Raw genomic sequence first — 15,487 nt, forward strand, 5'->3', positions numbered from 1 at the left:
TTCCTATTTTAAGGTTTTTATTGTTTTATAGGTTTTAGATTTCCAAAAGTACACATTTTCCTTTGTTTGGCAAAATAAAAGACAATTATTTTTTCCTTTTTCTGCAAAAATACACAAAAATGGTTGTTTTTTTTGCAATTTGCTACTATTTTAGTACCTTTGCGTGCATCAAATATAGGTTGTATGTTGGAAAAAGAAATTGATAAGACTGAAGTAGCGAAATCTGTGTCAATGTTATGGGATCCGCTGTCTGATGAGCAGCGTGAGCTCTTTGTTGAAAAATTATCTGTGTTACAGTTGTCACGTGACGAGGTGTTGTTTCGTCAGAATGATGTTCCCGACTATTTCTATTATCTGTTAAAAGGTAAGGTTGCTTTTCATAAGACGGGAGTTGCCAACCAGACTCATATAGTCCGTATGGTGGAGCCAGGTGCCATCTTTGGCTATGCTGCTGCTATAGAAGGATGTAATCGCCACTCTACTGCTGTTGCTGGTGACGATACGGAAGTGCTTCGCATTCCAGTGAATCTTATGTTCCATTTCATTTGGGAGAATAGCAACTTTGCAATGCTTTTCCTGAAAGAACTCTCAACTCTCATTGGCTTGTCAATTAATCGCACTATAAGTCTCACTCAGAAGCATATTCGTGGCAGACTTGCTGAGACTCTTCTGTCAATGAAAGATAAATATGGTGTTGAGGATGATGGTTGCACTCTTGCTGTCTATCTCAGTCGAGATGACATAGCTCACATGTCGAACATGACTACCAGCAATGCCATTCGTACACTCTCATCTTTTGCTCAAGAGGGTCTCATTGTCATAGATGGCAGAAAAATCAAGTTCGTTGACTGCGACGCATTAAAGGTTATATCAGACAGGGGCTAATCCTTTCCAGTTTATCTGAAGATATATAGGCTTGATATTGCTTTTGGGGAATGGACTTTTGAATACACAGTCCCTTTCATTCGTAGGAGCTCTTTGGATACATATAGAACTTGGAAACTTGAATGACCGTTTATATTACATCCTTTTAGATGTAGAAGTCGTTCTGAATGTATATATTCAAATGTCCCTATGTCTGTGAAAGTTTGATTAAAGCCAGTGGTTGATATGAAAATACTGTCTTCTTTGCAATGAAAGAAAGGTTTACCACCGCCAATCTGTGCTGATAAAATGTCATGACCAATAGAATCATTTCCTAATTGGTCTTTATAAATATCATGTATCTGAGTTAGCTGCCATACGCTATTTGTGAGCACAGTTATAAAATCTGAGCGTTCAAAATTGTTTTTTTGCAAAAGATTATTTGATACTTTAGCTTTCCACTTATTAAACTCCTCTGTTGTTAATTTGTTAAAGATGTATTCACAATGACTGGCATCGTGGCATTTATCCTTTAGGAGTAATGGGCCGTTACAAAACATCTTTGTATCTGAAAACTTTGTTACGTTGAGACTACGGAATTGTGTAAAAGGTTCACAAACATTTGTACCATAAAAACTGAAACGGATTAGATTCTTATTAGGGTATATCATTCCTGCATTTTGACATAATGAGTAATATGGCTTATTTGTATAAATGTGAGCTTGTTGTTCGCCAGCATTACCAGAGATGACAAAATCCGCTTTCTCGCCCTTTATTTCATTAAGAATATTATTTCCTTTTGATCCGTCTGAATAGACATAATGTATGTTCGTTAGAAGCCATCCGTTATTACAGAAGTGTTTTAATGACTCTTCTGGCTTTGAAAATACTATTTCTTTTTCAGAAAGTTCTCTGTTGTTGTCTTGATTATTTTTAGTTCTTGATGTATGTCCAAAAAGCCCACATGACTCAATAATAATTATTATTATGGAGCCAATAAATAAATTACTTTTCATTAATTATCTGTGCTTTATAATAATTAGTCTGGAATCAGGAAATTCACGACCTCTTGTTCCACTTGTATGCGATAATCGCCGACGGGGTGGGGAATAAGTCTTCCATCGACACCAACAAGAGCCTTGCCTGCTTCTTCAACAACAACTTCGCGAGTACGGAACGGATGTACTGAACGGTGGTTGAGGAAACGACCTGTAATGAGTAGCCAGAGACCTTCGAACATTTGCATTACCTCAGGAGTGTAAACCACTGATACATCGAGCATTCCGTTGTAGGGCACAGCACTTGGAGTCTGACCATAGCCTGTACCATTGCCTACACATACCGTCATTACTTTCCTGTCAATGGTGTCGCTGTTGATGTGAAGGCACATCTTGTATTCCATGCGGTGGAAAAGCATCACTAATAGCGACGAGATAAATGAAAGGGTTCGTGAGCCAAACATCTTTCGCGTCTGTCGGCGCAGATTCATGATGTCTGCTGTCATACCAATATTTACGCAGTTCAGGAAGTAGCGATGACTTTTCTCGCCTTCCTTTGTTGTATAGCGTATACAGCCGATATCCACCTTGCGAGTTCTCTTTTTCAGTAGCCAGTCAATGGTTTGTTCGTCGTTGTCCTCATTGAAGTTCCAGAAGCGGGCGAAGTCGTTCATCACACCATTAGGTATTACTCCGAGTACTATTTCATCGCGCACTTTTTTCTCTTCATTCATCAGACAGTTCACGGCATCGTTGAGAGCAGAGTCGCCACCAATGATGATGATGGTCTTATATCCGTTTGATATAAGCATAGTAACCAGTCGGCTCACGCTGTCTGACTGCTCGCTATGCACAACATCGTAAGACACTTTCTTGGAATCAAGGATTGACTTAATCTTTTCCCAGCGTTTAAGCTTTTTTGTTGTTCCGGTTTTCGGGCAATATAGAATGCCCCATCGTGTAGTATCTACTGCCATTGGTCTGTCTGTAAAAGGTCTTTCTGGATTGCAAAGGTAAGAACTTTATTTTATTATCCAATAAAAATTGTTCCGAAATATGCTATTTTTGTGTTGCCATAAGTTGTTGTATAGCCTGCACTTTCTCTTCCATAGGTAGTGTGGCATCAATCCAGTTGATGGTAAAGCCGCGACGCTCCATGCCTCGGAACCAGGTCATCTGGCGCTTGGCAAACTGGTGGATAGCTATCTCAAGCTGACGGAACATCTCGTCATAGGTGAGGTTGCCAACAACATACTCCGTCAAGTATTTATATTCTAATCCGTAATAGATAAGGTCTTCTGCTGGGATGCCGCTGTCGAGTAGGGCGCGAATCTCATCGAGCATCCCCTCGTCAAGGCGGGCTTTAAGACGGCGTGTGATTTTCTCGCGTCGTAACTCGCGATCAATGTTAACGCCTATGATGAGTGAATCGATTGCTGGCAATTCGCGAAGAGGCATAGGATGCTCAATGTTGTAGGTCTCAATCTCTATAGCACGAATGGCTCTCTGACAAGAATCAACGTCAGTAGTGTTATGCATTATTGAGCCGTTTTTCGCCTTCAGCTCTTTCAGCGTCTCTGTCAGCTCTTCGAGGCTTTTGCCTTCGAGACTGGCGCGTAACTCAGGGTTCTGTGGCACGGGCGAAAGATGATAGCCTTTCAGTACAGCCTCAATATACAGACCTGTGCCTCCACAGAGTATAGGCTGCTTTCCACGCTTGACGATGTCTTCATAAGCATCGAAGAAGTCCTGCTGATACTGAAAAAGATTGTACTTCGTGCCAGGCTCGCAGATGTCAATGAGGTGATAGGGTATGGTTACTGTTCCTTGAGCATCTGTTATGGTATAGTCAGCAAGGTCCTTGCCTGTACCTAAGTCCATGCGTCGATAGACTTGACGAGAGTCGGCAGAAAGAATCTCGCCATCTACCTCTCGTGCTAACGCAGCAGCTAACGGAGTCTTTCCACTTGCTGTAGGACCAAGTATTGTTATAAGTTTGTTCATATCTTATAGCCATTAGTAATACATCGTTGAGAGATGTTTAACTTCTCTTCGAGTAAAGTTTAACTTCTCTTCGAGTAAAGTTTAACTTCTCTCAGAGCGTTCTTATTAAATGCTTTGAGTGTTCTTATTAAACGCTTTGAGTGTTCTTATTAAACGCTCTGAGTGTTTTGATTGCAAAGATAGCATTCTTTTGTGAAAAAACAAATCATTTGTTGGAGTTGTTGTTGAAAAAGTAGGGTGTAGTACACAAAAAAGCCGCCTGACTTGCGTCAAGCGGCTTAGTGAATATCGCGAAAGCGGTATTATTTGAGCTCTGCGAGGTACTTGATAGTACGAACCATCTGAGAAGTGTAAGTATTCCATTGGTGGCCTCGGCTCCAATTGATAGTAATAATGAAAATTATCAGGACTCAGAAAAAGAACAATTCGACTGGACTCCCATCATGGAGGCCATTATTAAAGTTGAAAGCGAAGGAAATCCAAACGCTGTGAGTGGCAACTCAGTAGGCGTTAGATGCCCGGAACGACAAATATACTTTTTTAGCTGACAAAAAATGATTACATTCAGAAAAAAATGCATATCTTTGCACGCAAAACAATAACTATGAACCAGGCATTCACTAATCATAGGATATGGATCTCCCTCGTACTGCTGTTTGCAACGGTAACTGGAATGGCCTCAGACGATACATTCTGTCTGTTGGGACAGAAACAGGGATTGGCCAACGACACCGTACTGCAGATGACGCAGTTGGCCGACGGCCGTATGCTGATAGTGACAAAACACACCATAGATATTTATAATGGTGGGCGTTTTGAACATATCAAAAGAACGGAAGAGCACTGGCAGCAGCTACCTGGATACTACGGAGCCACCAACCTGATAGTGGACAGTCTGGACCGTCTATGGGTGAAATACTGGCAACGAGTGGCCTGTTACGACTTGAAACAACGGAAACACATCAAGTCAGGAATACCTCATGGGGCCGATGACTTTTTCTATGATTCAACTGGAAGGCTATGGACACTAAAAGAAAGAATACTATACTGCGGAAAACATCGCCTCGAACTGCCCAAGGACAAGAGTATAGTCCAGAACATTGATGTGTGGAAAGACCGTCTCTATGCCTTCTTCAACAACGGACAAGTGATCGTGTACGGTTTGAAAGAGGACAAACAATTGATGCAGGTAGCAGCCTATGATGGCAACTACATTTCTCAATATGCAAACACATCGACAGTACAGCATTCAAAAGACCGTTTCTATCAGGTTAGAACAGGAGGAAAAGGAAAATCCATCTTCCTTTGTTTCGACCCTGCCGGCAACCAGTGGAAGACGCTGCTGAAAACTGATTTCTACCTGCACACACTCATCGTAACTCCTAACGACATGGCCTATATTTCTACCGCCGAGGGATATCTGCGAATGAATCTAAACACCAATGAGTGGGAATTGATCACAACCCTGACGCTGCCCGACGGCTCGACCATTTCAACAGGAGCGAACACCATCTACCAGGACCGCGAAGGCGGAATATGGCTGGGCACGTATCACGACGGTCTGCTATACAGTTCGCCTCAGAGCGGCATGTTCGACAATCCGACCGACGATGAAAAGGCCCCATTCGCCCAACCTGATACTGAGACAGAACAACCCTGGTGGAACTCTATATGGACAAAGACAGGCCTACTCCTCATTGTGATTGGTATAGGATTGATGACGATAGTGATCAGAACCAGACGCAAACAGGTTCGGATTCCAACGAGCGAAGATTCCGCCGGGCAGACCATTGAGCATCATGCCGACAATGAACCTTCACCACAAGAGAACGAATTTATTGAAAGGGCTACGCTATTGGTGGAACAACATCTGTCAAAGCCAAACTATGGAGTGGAACAACTGGCTGCCGACCTTTGCATGGAGCGTACAGGATTGTACAGGAAACTGACGGTACTCACCCAGCAATCGCCAGTATCATTCATTCGCAACATACGCCTAAAACACGCAGCCGACATGATTCTAACTGGCGACAGAAGTATCACTGAGATTGCCGAGCAAACGGGATTCGGTTCGACCAGCTATTTCAGCAAATGTTTCCAAAAAGAATACGGATGCAAACCATCTGACTACAAAGGATAACTTTTGTTGAACAGGCTTATAATAGGCGTTGAATTCATCATTTCTACTATCTGAATCAACATTTGTGTTGCGATGGAACGGGGAATTTCGGCTAATTTTGCAGTCGGAATGTTTAACCAACCGATAACAACACCATCAATGAAAACAACTATTTTTCTTAAAACATGCCTGTTGACCTTCACCATGTGGGCCGGCAGCACCGTGATGGCTCAAACTCATTATGAGTTCCATCCAAACGAGTACACCTCAACCGACAACAATCGAGCTCCTCAGTCTGTGTTCAGTTACACGGATGAGACTTTCACCGTGAATGCCAGCGGTCAGAACAACGTGGCTTTCAAAATGGGCGGCGAGTGTGACAACAAGTATTTCATCACCAGCGATGACAAATGGTTCACCGTGGTGGGTTCAGGACTCAAAACAGGAACTGCCGACAGCTACGTGTGGTGGATCAACGGATGGAATTGCGGATCGCAGGTACCAGCCGACTTCGTGGTCAGCGACAATGGCAAGCAGATATTCATTTGGAACATTCGCGGCCAGGAACCGCTCTTTGCGGGGTTCAACACTGGAGCCGAACAGATGGTCCTGAAGAGTGAGGGAACCGGATTCATACTGGCTATGGGACTGACAGCCACCGGCAATAGCGGAACCATCAGCGATGTGGGTTACTACAGCGATGTGGCCATCGCTACTAAATACCCTGCCGTGAAGACCACATTGGGACTGACCGACGAGGCATTAGTGGGCAAAGCTGTGGCAGAACTTAACGCCCTTATCAAAGAAGCAGAAGAGGCGCTCACCCATCGCATAGCCACAGAGACCGTACAGAACGACCTGAAAACAGCTATTACTCATGCAAAGTCGGTTGCCGAGACGCTGACCATCAACAACTTGGGCGATGCCGCTACTGAGATGAAAGCCTTGCAACAGGCACTCGACAACTATATACGCGCTACGCGTGCGTTCTCTTATGTAAAGAACGGGGATGGCATCACAGCCCTGCTCGACAATCAATCAGTGCGCATTTGCTTCGTGAACGATTCTGTGGTACGTGTCAGCAAGTGGCTCGACAATGTAGTAGTTCCCCAGAGTCTGGTTGTAAAAGCCGATAACGACGCTAATGTGCAGTTGGATATTAAAGAGCAAGACGGTAAGGTTGTAGTAAACAGTCTGAAAGCCCGTGTAGAGTACAATCTGCGTGAGGGACAGGTATGCATCTATCGTACGAACGGCCAGCAACTGCTGACTGAGACTGCTACCATTATCAAGCCAACAAAGGATGGACCGAACGACAGTTTCGAACTGGTACAGACGTTCCGTCTGGCCGATGACGAACAGATATACGGACTGGGCCAAATTCAGAACGGACAACTGAATATGCGCGGCACCCAACTTTCCATGATTCAGGACAACCGTAGTATTTACATCCCCTATTTTTACTCATCACGCCGCTACGGTTTCTACTGGGACAATTACTCACCAACACAATTTTCAGATAATCAGGAAGCGACCATGCTGAAATCAACTGGTGATGCCATTGACTACTATGTACTGGTGGGCAATGGATCGGCAGAGGTGCTCCGCTCACTGCGCCACCTCACAGGCGAAACTCAGTTGCCTCCACTGTGGAACTTCGGTCTTTATCAGAGCAAACAGCGCTATATGAGTGCTCAGGAGGTAATCAACGTGGTAAAGCGCTATCGCGAAGAACAGGTACCACTGGACTGTGTGGTACAGGACTGGCAGTACTGGGGCGGCGACAACATGTGGAACGCCATGGAGTTTCTGAATCCCAACTACAGCGAATACCAGCGTATGATAGATGAGGTGCACCAGATGAATGCCAAACTGATGATCAGTGTATGGGCCAACTTCGGTCCTGACACCAAACAGTATAAGGAATTCGGAGATGCTGGCCGACTGATTCCTATTCAGAGCTATCCTACAGGACAGGCCACAAGACCCTATGACGTGTATAGCAAGAACACGCGTGACCGTTTTTGGAATTATCTGTACAACGGACTGATGAACAAAGACATCGATGCCTTGTGGCTTGATTCGTCAGAGCCCGACGACTTCAGTAATAAGACCACCGACTACGACTATGTGACTGATTTGGACGGACGCACATTCCGCTCGCTTCGCAATGCTTTCCCCTTGGCTCATGTAGAGGGCGTGTACGATCATCATTTGAATCAGACTGAACTCAGCAACAAGCGTGTAAGCATCCTTACCCGTTCAGCCTTCCTCGGCATGCAACGTACTGGTGCATTTATTTGGAGTGCCGACATCACATCAAGTTGGGAAACACTGGCCCGACAGATTCCTGCCGCTTGCAATCTATCAGTATCAGGTCTGCCCTATTGGAACAGTGATACAGGTGCTTTCTTCATTGGCGGCTATAACGGCGGTGTGAACAATGCCGCATGGCGTCACCTCTACACCCGATGGACACAGTTCTCAGCCTTCTGCCCGATGATGCGTTTCCACGGCGACCAGACTCCACGCGAGATATGGCAGTTTGGTGCAAAGGACGATGCACAAGGGGACTACAACAATATTCTGCGCTACATCCGTCTGCGCTACCGTCTGCTTCCTTATCTCTACAGCACCGCCCATCAGGTGGTGAACAACGGCGAGACATTTATGATGTCAATGCCTGTAGCTTTTGAGGACGATGCCCAATGCTGTGACGTAAAAGATCAGTACATGTTAGGACATGCCTTCCTTGTGGCACCGGTGGTTACTGAGCAATCAGCCAGTCGCAACGTTTACCTGCCAACAGAGGATTCGGTGTGGTACGACTTCTGGACAGGTGAGGCTAACAAAGGCGGTCAGAACATCAAGCGAATGACTCCTGCCGACATCATGCCCCTTTACATCCCTGCCGGAACTATCCTACCTTGGGGACCTGAGGTACAATACAGTTCAGAGAAGCAGTGGGACAATCTGGAAATTCGCGTATATCCTGGTGCCAATGGTTCGTTCACTCTCTATGAAGACGCACTTGACGGATATGGCTATAAACAGGGTGAATACACAGAAATTCCCTTTACCTGGGACGAGAAGTCGCAGACACTTACCATTGGCGAACGCAAGGGCGCGTTCCCCGGTATGCTGCAACAGCGTATATTCCGTATAGTACGTGTATGCACGGAAAAGGGATTCGGTGACGGTGAATCCACTGCATTTGACGCTACCATCAACTATGACGGCACTCAACAGAAAGTACAGCTGAAGGGTAGAATCAAAACCACAGCAATGATTGATGTGACCAACCAGTATATTACCAACCCCAGTTTTGAAGCAGATTGTCGCACTCTTACCCAACAGGCGCCAACCGGTTGGACAGTGAATAGCAATACCGCATGGTGGGGTGTGAACCAAGGCGGTGGAAACGGTGATCCTGCCGCTACCGACGGACAGTTCATCTTTGGTGTATGGGATGGTTCCACAACACTAAAGCCAGTAATCAGCCAAACGATAAGTTCTCTCCCAGAGGGAACTTATCGGTTAACGGTTGACATGCAAGCCAGTAATCGCAGCACTACAACCCTGCGACTGGGCAAGCAATGTCTCTTTGCTGGTGAGAAAGAGGTGTTGTTCCGCGACCAATTACCCACTGCCGGTGTGAGCGACACCTACCCTATGCAGCCACTGGTACTGGATTTCGAGATACTGGAGCCCCAAAGCCTCAACATCGGTGTGAGCACCTGCGATGCGCCCACAGAGACATGGTTTAAAATAGACAACTTCCGCCTATACAAACGTGCAGAGGAGGAAGCCACTACAACCAGCATACGCGAGTATTCTTCTAAACCCCACATGAGTCAGAATACTATTTACGACATGACGGGCAGAAAACTCTCCGCACATGCAGCACGTCCAGGATTATACATCATAGACGGACGAAAAGAAGTTTTGAAATAAACTAAACAATTACCATATTCCCTATCACTTCTACAAAGGAAGTGACATAACGAAACGGGCACCAGTCTGATAAGTGGTATCCAAGACAATTTCACCGCCAATGCGACGAACGGAATTGCGAGCCACAGTAAGACCGATGCCCGTTCCATCGTAATAATTGTTCAGTTGGACGAACTCATCAAAAATGTGTTCAGCTTCTTGTGAAGGAACGCCAATACCAGTATCTTCAACAATAAATTGAACAACAGAGGCCTGGTGGCTCAACTCTATACGAAGCTCAACAGTTCCTGATGCCTTGGCATGTGGCTTTCCAAGGAATTTCTGAGCGTTGTTAAGCAACATGGTTAAAGAGCGAACAGCTGAACGAGAATGGGTAAGAATCACCTGTTCGTCAACTTCAGGATTTTCGGGAAAGCTAAACTTTACAGACGGATTGTTAAGTGTCTCGGAATCGATAATTGCCTGTTCGCCAATTCGGCGTGCAGAGACTTTATCGGTTCGTTCGACAACAGAACGGCTGGAGATATCTCTCCATCAACCTCTCGTGCTAATGCAGTAGCCAACGGAGTCTTTCCACTTGCTGTAGGACCAAGTATGGTTATAAGTTTGTTCATATCTTATAGCCATTAGTAATACATCGTTGAGAGATGTTTAACTTCTCTTCGAGCAAAGTTTAACTTCTCTTCGAGCAAAGTTTAACTTCTCTCAGAGCGTTCTTATTAAATGCTTTGAGTGTTCTTATTAAACGCTTCGAGCGTTCTTATTAAACGCTCTGAGTGTTTTGATTGCAAAGATAGCATTCTTTTGTGAAAAAACAAATCATTTGTTGGAGTTGTTGTTGAAAAAGTAGGGCGTAGTACACAAAAAAGCCGCCTGACTTGCGTCAAGCGGCTTAGTGAATATCGCGAAAGCGGTATTATTTGAGCTCTGCGAGGTACTTGATAGTACGAACCATCTGAGAAGTGTAAGAGTTCTCATTGTCGTACCAAGCAACAACCTGTACGAGAGAGTTGCCATCGCCGATCTTGCTTACCATTGTCTGGTTAGCGTCGAACAGAGAACCGAACTTCATACCGATGATGTCGCTAGAAACGAGCTTCTCCTCAGTGTAACCGAAGCTCTCGTTGGTAGCAGCCTTCATGGCAGCGTTGATACCCTCAACAGTTACCTCACCCTTAACAACAGCGTGCAGGATAGTGGTAGAACCTGTAGGAGTTGGAACGCGCTGAGCAGCACCGATCAGCTTACCATTCAGCTCTGGGATAACGAGACCGATAGCCTTAGCAGCACCAGTTGAGTTAGGAACGATGTTCTGAGCACCAGCACGAGCGCGCTGAACATCACCCTTGCGCTGAGGACCGTCGAGAATCATCTGGTCGCCAGTGTAAGCGTGAACGGTGGTCATGATACCGCTCTGGATAGGAGCGAAATCGTTCAGAGCCTTGGTCATAGGAGCAAGGCAGTTTGTTGTACAAGAAGCAGCTGAGATAACAGTGTCAGCAGGAGTCAGAGTCTTGTGGTTAACGTTGTAAACGATGGTGGGCAGATCGTTGCCAGCAGGAGCAGAGATAACAACCTTCTTTGCACCAGCTGTCAGGTGAGCAGAAGCCTTCTCCTTAGAAGTATAGAAACCTGTGCACTCCAGAACAACGTCTACGTCCAGCTTGCCCCAAGGCAGCTCAGCAGCGTTAGGAATAGCGTAGATAGTGATCTTCTTGCCATCAACTACGATGTAGTCCTCACCAGCCTCTACAGTGTGCTTGTTCTCACCGAACTTGCCACAGAAACCACCCTGAGCGGTGTCATACTTCAGCAGATGAGCCAGCATCTTTGGGCTGGTCAAGTCGTTGATTGCTACTACTTCATAACCTTCAGCCTCGAACATCTGACGGAATGCGAGGCGACCAATACGGCCGAAACCGTTAATTGCAACTTTTGTCATTTTGCTTTTCTTTTAATTAAAAGGGTTATTGTAATAAAAACTATTTACCTATCTCTTTACCTCTTTATTGAGTATCAAGCGGAATTTTCTCTTATTGCGACTGCAAAAGTACTAAAAAATTATGTTATTCTGCCTAAATTGCAGTATTAATAAAAATAAAAAATCACTTTTTTCTGCTTTTTTGTGTCTCGTATTGAAAAAATGACTATATTTGCGCACTGAACCTAACAAAATAAACCTTTTAAATAATTATTAACTATGGGATTTGTAAAAGAATTTAAGGAATTTGCCATGCGTGGCAACGTTATGGACATGGCTGTCGGTGTTATCATTGGCGGTGCATTCGGCAAGATTGTGAGTTCATTGGTAAATGATGTTATCATGCCTCCTATCGGATGGCTCATTGGTGGTGTTGACTTCACAGACCTAAGCGTGAAGCTGCCTGTTAATCCGCTCACACCTGATAAGGATCCTGTTACCATTAACTACGGACAGTTCCTGCAGACCACGCTTGACTTCATCATCGTGGCTTTCTGTATTTTCCTGCTCATCAAGGGTGTTAACAAGCTGACGAACCTTAAGAAGAAGGAGGAAGAGGCTGCTGCTCCTGCTCCAGAGGAGCCAAAGGGACCCACTCAGGAGGAATTGCTCACTGAGATTCGCGACCTGCTGAAGCAGAAGTAATCCAAGTTACATAATGCCACCTTGCTCATACCTTATTATATATAGGAGGGCAGGGTGGCATTTAATACAATAAAGCTTATGACAGCAGAAGACTATCGCAGAGATGCCCTTGAGCAGTATGAACAGGGCAACATGAAGCAATTTCTCGAACTCATCAAGAAGGCTATCGAGGGTGATGACCTTATGGCAATTGTGGCACTTGGCATCTACTATTATGAGCAGACCGATGAGTTTGGTGAGGCAAAGAAATGGTTAACAAAAGCAATCGAAAAATACGACGATGATGATGGTATTCCAGAGAACGAGCGTCAAACGATAGGATTGGCCAACTGTGTCATGGGATTTATCTTGTATAACGAACCTATCAATGACTTTGGTGAAGAGAGCGTATTGGCAAGCGAGGCAGATGGTCAGCACTTCCCTGCGCGTTATGCCGCATTTTCGCATTTCTGTGCAGCATTGAACCTTGAAATCACCAACGGACTCTATGAGATGGGCTATCTTGCCTATGTGGGCTACGATACTCCAGACGGTTCACCTGAAGTGGAATATGCATTGGATTTATGGAAAATAGGCATGGATGAAGGTGACGAGCGTTGCAAGGAGGCTTTCGACGAACATTGCCATGAAGTTTACGACGACCCTGAATATCTGGAAAACGATGAAGAGGACGATGAAGAGAATATAGACGATGAGAAAAACGATGAGGAAAACGATGAGGTAGAGGGTTCTACTGACCCGATGAAATGTATCATCATTGTCAATACCTCCGGTGAATTTGAAGTCGTTGAGGCTGACGCTTCAGACTGGAGTAGTCTGCCGCCACTTATCAATGCGGAACGCACCGATGACATGCGATGTCAGAAGTTCCGCGATGTTTCTAAAAAGCTTTGTCTGAAAGGCACATTGCTCGGATTGCTCGACCGCAACGGCTTTCAGAAGGAGGATATAGAACCCAACTGGCACGCCTCGCAATGGTATGACGGCTATGCCGACCTTATGGGCGACATGATTGTCTGCATGGAGGACAGCAGCTACAATCCTATCAGCTTCGAGAACGAACTGGAGGCCAACAGGGTTATTGCTGCTCTCAGGAAGCCCTGATAATCATAGAGATAAATCAAGAAAGCAGCCGTTTGCAAAAAAAGCGGTTGCTTTTTTTTCGTATATATAAAAATATGTGTACCTTTGCGCTTCCTTTTTCAATAGGTAGAAAAACAGTATGAAGACATTAGATTTTAAGCCGAAGATGGTTTCGGCTCTAAAGAACTACAACAGGCAGACGTTCATGGCTGACCTGATGGCAGGTGTCATCGTGGGTATCGTGGCATTGCCTTTGGCTATTGCCTTCGGTATTGCCAGTGGCGTGTCGCCAGAGAAGGGTATCATCACAGCCATCGTAGCAGGCTTCGCCATCTCGGCACTGGGCGGAAGTAAGGTGCAGATAGGCGGACCTACAGGCGCTTTCATCGTCATAGTGGCAGGCATCATCAGCCAGTATGGCATTCAGGGACTAACCATTGCCACTCTTATGGCAGGCGTGTTCCTCATAGGTTTCGGACTGCTGCGACTGGGCACCATCATCAAGTATATTCCTTATCCTATCATCGTAGGATTCACTAGTGGTATTGCTGTAACCATCTTCACCACGCAAATAAAGGATTTGTTTGGCATGCAGATGGGTAATGTGCCTAGCGATTTCATTGAGAAGTGGATTGCCTATTTCCAGAATCTTGGCAATATAGACCCTTGGAGCACACTGGTAGGATTGGTAAGCGTGGTGATTATTGGCATAACCCCAAAGTTCAGCAAGCGAGTACCTGGCTCATTGGTAGCTATCATTGTAATGACTGTGGCTGTGCTGTTGCTAAAGCAGTATGCAGGCGTTACATCGATTGAGACTATTGGCGATCGTTTCAGCATCAACTCTCAGCTGCCCGATGCCGTTGTTCCTGAACTTTCATGGGAAGTGATCAAGGGACTTGTAGGTCCAGCAATGACCATTGCTATTCTTGGCGCTATTGAGTCGCTGCTCTCGGCAACTGTTGCCGATGGTGTTATTGGTGACCATCATAACTCAAACACAGAGCTTATAGGTCAAGGCGTAGCAAATATCGTGTCACCTCTCTTCGGAGGTATTCCTGCTACAGGTGCCATAGCACGTACGATGACCAACATCAATAATGGTGGTCGCACTCCAATAGCTGGCATCATCCATGCTGTCGTGCTGCTGCTCATCTTCCTGTTCCTCATGCCTCTGGCACAATATATCCCAATGGCATGTTTGGCTGGTGTGCTTGTCGTAGTGAGCTATGGCATGAGCGGATGGCGATCGTTCCTTGCCTTGACACGTAATCCAAAGAGCGATGTTACCGTTCTCCTGCTTACATTCTTCCTTACCATCATCTTCGACCTCACCATTGCTATTGAGGTGGGACTCATCTGCGCTTGTCTGCTCTTCATGCGCCGCATGTCTGAGACTACCGATGTGAAGGCTGTCTATGACGAGATTGACCTGAATGAGGATGCTGATATGGAGCGTGGCAACCTTGAGCACCTCACCATTCCTCAGGGTGTTGAGGTCTATGAGATAAATGGCCCTTACTTCTTTGGAGCAGGTAACCGTTTCGAGGATATCATGAGTCGTTATGGAGATCGTCCTAAGGTTCGTATCATCCGCATGCGTAAGGTTCCGTTCATTGACTCTACTGGTCTGCATAATCTTGAGAATATGTGTCTGATGAGTCAGAAAGAAGGTATTACCGTAGTCCTCTCGGGTGTCGTTTCTAAGGTTGAGGAAGTGCTGAAACGCAATCATTTCGACCAGCTGCTTGGTGAAGAGAATATATGTAATCATATTGACCTCGCACTTGCAAGAGCCAAAGAGATTGTAAGCAAATAATCTTAAGTTTGCATATTGAT

12 protein-coding genes are annotated in these 15,487 nt (G+C 45.4%); 6 read left to right on the forward strand and 6 right to left on the reverse strand.

The features are described 5' to 3' along the window. Nucleotides 1-183 precede the first annotated feature (183 nt). Nucleotides 184-885, forward strand: a complete 702-nt coding sequence (locus tag M1L52_RS10290; protein ID WP_248614912.1) for a Crp/Fnr family transcriptional regulator — start codon at nucleotides 184-186, stop codon at nucleotides 883-885. Between the two features lie 11 nt (nucleotides 886-896). Here the strand turns inward: M1L52_RS10290 and M1L52_RS10295 are convergent, their stop codons facing one another. From M1L52_RS10295 to miaA, 3 genes are all read right to left on the reverse strand, one after another. After that, on the reverse strand, nucleotides 897-1,880 hold the full coding sequence (locus tag M1L52_RS10295) for a hypothetical protein (protein WP_248614913.1): 984 nt from the start codon (nucleotides 1,878-1,880) through the stop codon (nucleotides 897-899). Nucleotides 1,881-1,903: 23 nt separating this feature from the next. Beyond that, nucleotides 1,904-2,839 (reverse strand): diacylglycerol/lipid kinase family protein, encoded by a 936-nt coding sequence (locus M1L52_RS10300; RefSeq protein WP_248614914.1) that lies wholly within the window; start codon nucleotides 2,837-2,839, stop codon nucleotides 1,904-1,906. An 82-nt stretch (nucleotides 2,840-2,921) separates the two neighbouring features. Continuing rightward, complete coding sequence (gene miaA, locus M1L52_RS10305; protein ID WP_248614915.1) at nucleotides 2,922-3,866, reverse strand: tRNA (adenosine(37)-N6)-dimethylallyltransferase MiaA; 945 nt, start codon at nucleotides 3,864-3,866, stop codon at nucleotides 2,922-2,924. A gap of 604 nt (nucleotides 3,867-4,470) precedes the next feature. Between miaA and M1L52_RS16555 the strand changes: the two genes are divergently transcribed. Further along, on the forward strand, nucleotides 4,471-6,006 hold the full coding sequence (locus M1L52_RS16555; RefSeq protein WP_410896782.1) for a helix-turn-helix domain-containing protein: 1,536 nt from the start codon (nucleotides 4,471-4,473) through the stop codon (nucleotides 6,004-6,006). A gap of 138 nt (nucleotides 6,007-6,144) precedes the next feature. Further along, entirely contained in the window at nucleotides 6,145-9,939 is a 3,795-nt protein-coding gene (locus M1L52_RS10320) for a TIM-barrel domain-containing protein (protein WP_248614916.1), read from the forward strand. A 30-nt stretch (nucleotides 9,940-9,969) separates the two neighbouring features. Here M1L52_RS10320 and M1L52_RS10325 read toward each other — a convergent pair whose 3' ends face one another. The 3 genes from M1L52_RS10325 to gap form a co-directional block, all read right to left on the reverse strand. Further along, a complete protein-coding gene (locus tag M1L52_RS10325) occupies nucleotides 9,970-10,323 on the reverse strand; it encodes a sensor histidine kinase (RefSeq protein ID WP_410896783.1) in 354 nt (117 codons plus the stop codon). A gap of 38 nt (nucleotides 10,324-10,361) precedes the next feature. After that, a complete protein-coding gene (locus tag M1L52_RS10330) occupies nucleotides 10,362-10,553 on the reverse strand; it encodes a hypothetical protein (RefSeq protein ID WP_248616106.1) in 192 nt (63 codons plus the stop codon). A gap of 302 nt (nucleotides 10,554-10,855) precedes the next feature. Beyond that, a complete protein-coding gene (gene gap, locus M1L52_RS10335) occupies nucleotides 10,856-11,881 on the reverse strand; it encodes a type I glyceraldehyde-3-phosphate dehydrogenase (protein ID WP_091958588.1) in 1,026 nt (341 codons plus the stop codon). A gap of 258 nt (nucleotides 11,882-12,139) precedes the next feature. Between gap and mscL the strand changes: the two genes are divergently transcribed. The 3 genes from mscL (at nucleotide 12,140) to M1L52_RS10350 (ending at nucleotide 15,467) form a co-directional block, all read left to right on the forward strand. Beyond that, nucleotides 12,140-12,565: a large-conductance mechanosensitive channel protein MscL gene (gene mscL, locus M1L52_RS10340; RefSeq protein ID WP_248614918.1), complete on the forward strand. Its 426-nt coding sequence runs from the start codon at nucleotides 12,140-12,142 to the stop codon at nucleotides 12,563-12,565. A gap of 78 nt (nucleotides 12,566-12,643) precedes the next feature. After that, entirely contained in the window at nucleotides 12,644-13,669 is a 1,026-nt protein-coding gene (locus M1L52_RS10345; protein ID WP_248614919.1) for a hypothetical protein, read from the forward strand. Between the two features lie 118 nt (nucleotides 13,670-13,787). Then, the gene (locus tag M1L52_RS10350) at nucleotides 13,788-15,467 is read left to right on the forward strand and encodes a SulP family inorganic anion transporter (protein WP_248614920.1); all 1,680 of its coding nucleotides are present in this window, start codon (nucleotides 13,788-13,790) and stop codon (nucleotides 15,465-15,467) included. Nucleotides 15,468-15,487: the final 20 nt, after the last annotated feature.

This window comes from Prevotella sp. E13-27 (assembly GCF_023217965.1).
Classification (GTDB): domain Bacteria; phylum Bacteroidota; class Bacteroidia; order Bacteroidales; family Bacteroidaceae; genus Prevotella.

Coding starts and splice junctions, on each gene's coding strand:
- M1L52_RS10290 (WP_248614912.1), top strand. CDS start 184: ATGTTGGAAAAAGAAATTGATAAGACTGAAGTAGCGAAATCTGTGTCA.
- M1L52_RS10295 (WP_248614913.1), bottom strand. CDS start 1,880: ATGAAAAGTAATTTATTTATTGGCTCCATAATAATAATTATTATTGAG.
- M1L52_RS10300 (WP_248614914.1), bottom strand. CDS start 2,839: ATGGCAGTAGATACTACACGATGGGGCATTCTATATTGCCCGAAAACC.
- miaA (WP_248614915.1), bottom strand. CDS start 3,866: ATGAACAAACTTATAACAATACTTGGTCCTACAGCAAGTGGAAAGACT.
- M1L52_RS16555 (WP_410896782.1), top strand. CDS start 4,471: ATGAACCAGGCATTCACTAATCATAGGATATGGATCTCCCTCGTACTG.
- M1L52_RS10320 (WP_248614916.1), top strand. CDS start 6,145: ATGAAAACAACTATTTTTCTTAAAACATGCCTGTTGACCTTCACCATG.
- M1L52_RS10330 (WP_248616106.1), bottom strand. CDS start 10,553: ATGAACAAACTTATAACCATACTTGGTCCTACAGCAAGTGGAAAGACT.
- gap (WP_091958588.1), bottom strand. CDS start 11,881: ATGACAAAAGTTGCAATTAACGGTTTCGGCCGTATTGGTCGCCTCGCA.
- mscL (WP_248614918.1), top strand. CDS start 12,140: ATGGGATTTGTAAAAGAATTTAAGGAATTTGCCATGCGTGGCAACGTT.
- M1L52_RS10345 (WP_248614919.1), top strand. CDS start 12,644: ATGACAGCAGAAGACTATCGCAGAGATGCCCTTGAGCAGTATGAACAG.
- M1L52_RS10350 (WP_248614920.1), top strand. CDS start 13,788: ATGAAGACATTAGATTTTAAGCCGAAGATGGTTTCGGCTCTAAAGAAC.